Raw genomic sequence first — 4,827 nt, forward strand, 5'->3', positions numbered from 1 at the left:
CTGTCACACCCGCCCGGTACCGTCGAACCATGTCCAATCAGGCGACGAGTCCGAGGAGTCAGGGGAGCCCGGGGAACCCCACAGGCGAGCGGCACCTCGCCGTACTCGAAGGCGTCCTCGAACGCATCACGTACGCCAACGAGGAGAACGGCTACACGGTCGCCCGAGTCGACACCGGCCGCGGCGGCGGAGACCTCCTCACCGTCGTAGGCGCGCTGCTCGGCGCACAGGCCGGCGAATCCCTCCGCATGGAGGGCCGCTGGGGCTCGCACCCTCAGTACGGCAAGCAGTTCACCGTGGAGAACTACACAACACTGCTCCCCGCCACCATCCAGGGCATCCGCCGCTACCTCGGCTCGGGCCTGGTCAAGGGCATCGGCCCCGTCTTCGCCGACCGCATCACCCAGCACTTCGGCCTGGACACGCTCCAGATCATCGAGGACGAACCCAAGCGCCTTATCGAGGTCCCGGGGCTCGGCCCCAAACGCACCAAGAAGATTGCCGACGCCTGGGAGGAGCAGAAGGCGATCAAGGAGGTCATGCTCTTCCTCCAGACCGTCGAGGTGTCCACGTCGATCGCGGTCCGGATCTACAAGAAGTACGGCGACGCGTCGATCTCGGTCGTCAAGAACCAGCCGTACCGCCTCGCCTCCGACGTCTGGGGCATCGGCTTCCTCACCGCCGACAAGATCGCCCAGTCCGTAGGCATCCCGCACGACAGCCCGGAGCGCGTCAAGGCGGGCCTCCAGTACGCCCTTTCGCAGGCCACCGACCAGGGCAACTGCTACCTCCCCGAAGAGCGGCTCATCGCCGACGCGGTGAAGCTCCTCCAGGTCGACACCGGCCTCGTCATCGAGTGCCTCGCCGAACTCGCCCTCCCGGACGAGGAGTCGGGCGACCCCGGTGTCGTACGCGAAAAAGTCCCTGGCCCCGACGGCGACTCGGAACCCGTCACCGCCGTCTACCTCGTCCCCTTCCACCGCGCCGAACTCTCCCTCGCCGCCCAGCTACGCCGCCTCCTCCGCGCGGAAGCGGACCGCATGCCCGGCTTCCACGACGTGGCCTGGGACAAGGCGCTGGCATGGCTCAAGGGCAAGACGGGTGTGGAACTCGCCCCCGAGCAAGAGGCCGCCGTCAAGCTCGCCCTCACGAAAAAGGTCGCCGTCCTCACCGGCGGCCCCGGCTGTGGAAAGTCATTCACGGTCCGCTCGATCGTCGAGCTGGCCCGCGCCAAGAAGGCCAAGGTCGTCCTCGCCGCCCCCACCGGCCGGGCCGCCAAACGCCTCGCCGAACTCACCGGTGCCGAGGCATCGACTGTCCACCGCCTCCTGGAACTCAAGCCCGGCGGCGACGCGGCCTACGACAAGGACCGCCCCCTGGACGCCGACCTGGTCGTGGTCGACGAGGCATCCATGCTGGACCTCCTCCTCGCCAACAAGCTGGTCAAGGCCGTACCCCCAGGGGCACACATCCTCTTCGTCGGAGACGTGGACCAACTCCCCAGCGTCGGCGCCGGCGAGGTGCTGCGCGACCTGCTGGCCGACGGCGGACCGATCCCCGCCGTACGCCTCACGCGCGTGTTCCGCCAGGCCCAGCAGTCCGGCGTGGTGACCAACGCGCACCGGATCAACTCCGGGCAACATCCGCTCACCGACGGCATGAAGGACTTCTTCCTCTTCGTCGAGGACGACACGGAGGAGGCCGGCCGGCTCACCGTGGACGTGGCGGCCCGGCGGATTCCGGCCAAGTTCGGGCTCGACCCGCGCCGGGACGTGCAGGTGCTCGCACCCATGCACCGGGGACCGGCGGGCGCGGGCAACCTCAACGGGCTGTTGCAGCAGGCGATCACGCCCGGCCGCCCCGATGTCCCCGAGAAGCGGTTCGGCGGCCGGGTCTTCAGGGTCGGCGACAAGGTCACCCAGATCCGCAACAACTACGAGAAGGGCGAGAACGGCGTCTTCAACGGCACGGTCGGCGTCGTCACCTCACTCGACCCGGTGGACCAGCGCCTCACGGTGCTGACGGACGAGGACGAGGAAGTGCCGTACGAATTCGACGAACTCGACGAGCTGGCGCACGCGTACGCGGTGACGATCCACCGCTCCCAGGGCAGCGAATACCCGGCCGTCGTGATCCCGGTCACCACGGGCGCGTGGATGATGCTCCAGCGGAACCTGCTGTATACGGCCGTGACCCGCGCCAAACAGCTGGTCGTCCTCGTGGGTTCGCGCAAGGCGATCGGCCAGGCGGTCCGCACGGTCTCGGCGGGCAGGCGCTGCACAGCCCTGGACTTCAGACTCTCGGGCCCATGACTCGACCCACCTCGACCCACCTGGGCTCAGCTCGACCCATCACGAAAAATGATCGATCAAATGAGTCAGGAAGGTCACACAGCACTTCCAGATGCCGGGGTGGAGGGGGCAGGATGAACAGGTTGGCGGCACTGAGTGCCGCCAATAGGCCCAATGGTCGACCCCGAGTGCACTCTCCTGCGCCAAATGGGGGATGGTAGAGACAGTCAGGGCAACCTCGAAGAAGAGGCACAACGTCGGTGAGGGATGACGTGAGCGACAACTCTGTAGTACTGCGGTACGGCGACGGCGAGTACACCTACCCGGTGATCGACAGCACCGTCGGCGACAAGGGCTTCGACATCGGGAAGCTCCGCGCCCAGACCGGTCTGGTGACGCTGGACAGCGGTTACGGGAACACCGCCGCCTATAAATCCGCCATCACCTACCTCGACGGTGAGCAGGGCATCCTCCGGTACCGCGGCTACCCGATCGAGCAGCTGGCCGAGCGCTCCACCTTCGTGGAGGTCGCCTACCTGCTCATCAACGGCGAGCTGCCGACCGTCGACGAGCTCACCGTGTTCAAGAACGACATCACGCAGCACACCCTGCTGCACGAGGACGTCAAGAACTTCTACAAGGGCTTCCCGCGCGACGCCCACCCGATGGCGATGCTGTCGTCGGTCGTCTCGGCGCTGTCCACCTTCTACCAGGACAGCCACAACCCGTTCGACGAGAAGCAGCGCAACCTCTCCACGATCCGGCTCCTCGCGAAGCTTCCGACGATCGCGGCGTACGCGTACAAGAAGTCGATCGGCCACCCGTTCGTCTACCCGCGCAACGACCTCGGCTACGTCGAGAACTTCCTGCGCATGACCTTCTCGGTCCCGGCGCAGGAGTACGACCTCGACCCGGTCGTCGTCTCCGCGCTCGACAAGCTGCTGATCCTGCACGCGGACCACGAGCAGAACTGTTCGACCTCGACGGTCCGCCTCGTCGGCTCCTCGCAGGCCAACATGTTCGCCTCGATCTCGGCCGGCATCAACGCGCTGTGGGGTCCGCTGCACGGCGGCGCCAACCAGTCGGTCCTGGAGATGCTGGAAGGCATCCAGGCGAGCGGCGGCGACGTCGACTCCTTCATCCGCAAGGTGAAGAACAAGGAAGAGGGCGTCCGCCTGATGGGCTTCGGCCACCGGGTGTACAAGTCCTTCGATCCGCGCGCCAAGATCATCAAGGCTGCCGCGCACGACGTCCTCTCGGCCCTTGGCAAGTCCGACGAGCTGCTGGACATCGCCCTGAAGCTCGAAGAGCACGCGCTGTCGGACGAGTACTTCATCTCGCGCAACCTCTACCCGAACGTCGACTTCTACACCGGCCTGATCTACCGGGCCATGGGCTTCCCGGCCGAGATGTTCACGGTCCTGTTCGCCCTGGGCCGCCTCCCGGGCTGGATCGCCCAGTGGCACGAGATGATCAAGGAGCCGGGTTCTCGTATCGGGCGCCCGCGCCAGATCTACACGGGTGTCGTCGAGCGCGACTTCGTGCCGGTCGAGGGCCGCTGATAGCTCCGCTGGGTCCGCGTAGTTCGTTCACCGCGGGCCCGGTGGGGGCTGGTCGCGCAGTTCCCCGCGCCCCTAAAAGCAGCAGTGCCCGGCGTCCCTAAGGGAAGGGGCGCCGCAGCGCAGCAGCAACAACTCCGGATCACTACGCCACTGCAAAACCCCGGACCACAGCAAGACCGCGCCCTTTCGACCCCCTCGCCCCACGTCGGCGAGTGAGCCGAAGGGGCGCGCCTGTGTCGAGAGACCCAGCGCGCGGAGGCGCGCAGCGCCGAGCACGGTGGGTCTCTCGACACAGGCTTTGGCGCCCCGGAGGCGAACCGAGCTCGAAAAAAGAGGTAAAAGAAGGCGCCCTGCCGACGGTCCCCCCACGGGCCGGCGTACAGGGCGCCTTCCCATGTCCCGGTGCGGATTCCCCCCACGGGATCCGGCCGGGCGTCTTAGAGAACCAGCGCCTGAATCGCTGTACTGCGTACTGCCGAAGCTCGATGAAGCTGAGCTTCGTTGAGTAGAACGAGCAAAACTCCTCGTACTACTGGATGGAACCAGTGATGTGTGCGATCTGCCGGGACATCGCACGTCGGGAGGGCCGCTCAAAGCTCCCCGGTGTACGTGCCCCGGCAACGCATCTCTGAGGAAGTCCCCCAAGACATCCTCAGATGCCAGTTCGCGCCCCCCAAGACGCTTGCTGACATCGTCAACTTAGACCTTCGAACCCCTTCGATGGTTACGTTCACATCACTGTGATCTGCGTCTCTTGCATATGTCCGTTAGGTGCGCAAGAGCCCCGATGTCGTGGTCGGGACCCCAGCGTAAGGATGATGCGCGAGCCTTGTGAAGAGCTTATGTGAGGCCGTCCTCCGTCTCTAGGGGGACTCTTACTTCGACTTCCCGTAACTCCCGGTAACTTTGCGGAACTTCAGCGAAATGTCCGAAGTCGCAGGCTGTTGGAGACCACGAACACCGACGAGAAGGCC

Annotated in this window: 2 protein-coding genes; both read left to right on the plus strand. The window is 66.0% G+C overall.

The window, feature by feature from the left end; genetic code table 11:
* Nucleotides 1-29 precede the first annotated feature (29 nt).
* A complete protein-coding gene (gene recD2, locus ACNFOC_RS51000; RefSeq protein WP_416965797.1) occupies nt 30-2,312 on the plus strand; it encodes an SF1B family DNA helicase RecD2 in 2,283 nt (760 codons plus the stop codon).
* A 251-nt stretch (nt 2,313-2,563) separates the two neighbouring features.
* A complete protein-coding gene (locus tag ACNFOC_RS51005) occupies nt 2,564-3,853 on the plus strand; it encodes a citrate synthase (RefSeq protein WP_416965798.1) in 1,290 nt (429 codons plus the stop codon).
* Nucleotides 3,854-4,827: the final 974 nt, after the last annotated feature.

This window comes from Streptomyces colwelliae (assembly GCF_048158785.1).
Taxonomy (GTDB): Bacteria; Actinomycetota; Actinomycetes; order Streptomycetales; family Streptomycetaceae; genus Streptomyces.

Bases quoted from the DNA above. Each gene is read 5' to 3' on its own strand.
- recD2 (WP_416965797.1), top strand. From the start codon at position 30: ATGTCCAATCAGGCGACGAGTCCGAGGAGTCAGGGGAGCCCGGGGAAC.